We start from the raw sequence: 1,077 nt of genomic DNA, 5'->3' as shown, positions 1-1,077 counted from the left end.
CGACGCAGGTGCAATTTGGCTTGACGTTTTCCGGCGTAACCGACCCGGACGATTGGCCCGTTTCGCTTTTTTTGCAGCTCTCAGATGCAAACGTGTTCGGTACGGGAAAAAATGCTTCAACCAGCCTGAACGTCTCGAATAATCAGCAATCGGCAAGCGTTGGCTATGTGGATTCGTGGTTTTTAGGCAAATCGCTCAGTTTTTCCGTCAGTGCTGAAGGCTCAAGGAAATCGCTCGCCGCTCGGCAGTACGTGTATTATCCAGACGGACTCGACAGCGGGCATTACATGGATTATGACCAGTGGTCCTTTTCGCTCAGCACGGGACTGGGGCACCGCTGGACTCCGGATTTTGCGATTCTGTCGCTTTCGGCGGGAATGACCAACAATCTTATCAAAAACAACTATGATTCGGCGCTGTACGAACCGTATTACGAGACGCTTATCAGCGATTACCACGACAACCCGGGGTTAAAAAACACGGTTTGGACAGCGTTTTCCATAGACGGACGAGACATTAATTATGACCCGTCGAAAGGCTGGTTTGCCAGCCAGCGCGTCGGCTGGACGGGGCTATTGCCGGTCGTCGAAAACGAGTTTTTTTTCCGCACCGAAACTAAAGCCGAAGGGTATGTTACGCTGTTTGATTTCGCGGTAAGCGACGATTGGCATTTAAAATGGGTGCTGGCGCTTTATTCCGGTGTGTCGCTTTTGTTCCCGCCCGACGAAAGCACAATATCGTCGAACAGTCAATTATATATTGACGGCATATTTAACGGGCGCGGCTGGAACGACTACGAGACTTATTACGAAAACCGAGGGGAAGCGTTATGGTCAAACTATGCCGAAATCAGAATGCCGCTTGTGCCGGGAATGCTTGCGCTTGATTTCTTTATGGACGCGATTACGTTGCACAATAAGCCTGCCGATCTGTTTAGCTGTCTTTCGCTGAATGACTTTTATTTTAGCTTTGGTCACGGCTTGCGCTTCACGTTACGCAATTTCCCGCCGCGTTTGCTGTTCGCCAATAAATTCCAACTCAAAGAAGGGGCGGTGGGATGGAAGAAGGCGACCGGTC

At 50.4% G+C, this 1,077-nt stretch carries 1 protein-coding gene; it reads left to right on the top strand.

Translation table 11 applies throughout. From position 1 onward, the window contains the following. Positions 1 to 20: 20 nt before the first annotated feature. Positions 21 to 1,077: BamA/TamA family outer membrane protein (locus tag AWU74_RS05955; protein WP_238580198.1), on the top strand; the 1,057-nt coding region annotated here is incomplete at its 3' end.

The organism is Treponema endosymbiont of Eucomonympha sp. (assembly GCF_001028545.1).
This window is presented reverse-complemented; position numbering and strand designations above follow the sequence as displayed.